At 63.8% G+C, this 1091-nt stretch carries 1 protein-coding gene and 1 pseudogene; one reads left to right on the forward strand and one right to left on the reverse strand.

The features are described 5' to 3' along the window. Nucleotides 1-11 precede the first annotated feature (11 nt). Nucleotides 12-233 (forward strand): ATP-binding protein DrrA1-3 family domain-containing protein, encoded by a 222-nt coding sequence (locus SOQ14_RS14495; protein WP_416232770.1) that lies wholly within the window; start codon nt 12-14, stop codon nt 231-233. Between the two features lie 173 nt (nt 234-406). On the opposite strand, the pseudogene SOQ14_RS14500 reads toward SOQ14_RS14495, so the two are convergent. Next, nucleotides 407-907 (reverse strand): annotated as a pseudogene (locus SOQ14_RS14500) (ABC transporter ATP-binding protein); the annotation flags it as partial. Nucleotides 908-1091 lie beyond the last annotated feature (184 nt).

Here is a 1091-nt window from a genome sequence, read left to right on the forward strand (position 1 = left end):
GGATTGCGACAATGTCCGGGATCGCCGCGGCCGAGCCGGTGAGCGATCTTGGCGAGGGCTGGCGCGCATGGTCGTTGCAGCTTGCTCCCGGCGTCGAGGCGGGCGATCTGCTCGAAGCCTGCACCGCGCAAGGCTTGCCGCTGCGCCGCTTCGAGGAACAGCGCGCCTCGCTGCATGATGTGTTTGTCGCACTGGTCGGCAATGATCCATCCATCGAGGAGACCCGCGCATGAGCTTTGCCAATATCCTGCTCGTGGCGGGCCTCGGCAATCGTGCCTTCGAACCGCTTGCGCCCCTTGCGCAGCAGCAGGATGCGCTCGCACAGCCGCTCGGCATGCTGCATCACATGGGTGGAAAAGATCACCGCTGCGCCCGTCCCGGCGGCGCGCAGGATTTCATCCTCCAGCAGCCCCTGATTGACCGGATCAAGCCCGGAAAACGGCTCGTCCAGAATGAGCAGGCGCGGGCGGTTGACGAGTGCCGTGGCAAGCTGCACTTTCTGCGCCATGCCTTTCGACAGATCGGCAACCTTGGCCTTGGCCCGGTCGGCCAGATCGAAGCGTTCGAGCAGCTCCATCCCGTGCGCACGGGCATCGCCCGCGCGCATCTGTTTGTGCTGGCCGTAATAGGCGTTCATGGCGATCACCGTCATATTGCCGTAAAGGCCGCGTTCTTCGGGCAGGAAGCCGATGGCGCCCGAGGCGCGCCGATCGGGCGCGCTGCCCATCACTTCAATCGTTCCGGACGTGGGCCGGATGATGTCGAGCACCATGCGCAAGGTGGTGGTCTTGCCCGCACCATTGCCCCCGAGAAAGCCGTAGATTTCGCCCGGCTCGACCGCAAAGCTCAGATCATCAACCGCGCGCACATCGGCAAATTGCTTGGTAAGATTGGCGACCTTGAGCATGCTGATCCCTTGCACGTTCCCACAATGGGAGCGGGAAGCCTAGCGCGCCAAACGCTTCATATCAAATTAGGAATCACGCGGGCGGAATTGCGCCATGCGGCAGGCGCGCCGATCAGAACGGAATGTCGTCGTCGAGATCGTCGTAGCCCCCGCCCGCCGTGCCGCCGATGGTCAGATTGGGGAC

The sequence above is a fragment of the Erythrobacter epiphyticus genome (assembly GCF_034653295.1).
Classification (GTDB): Bacteria; Pseudomonadota; Alphaproteobacteria; order Sphingomonadales; family Sphingomonadaceae; genus Erythrobacter.

Coding starts and splice junctions, on each gene's coding strand:
- SOQ14_RS14495 (WP_416232770.1), top strand. CDS start 12: ATGTCCGGGATCGCCGCGGCCGAGCCGGTGAGCGATCTTGGCGAGGGC.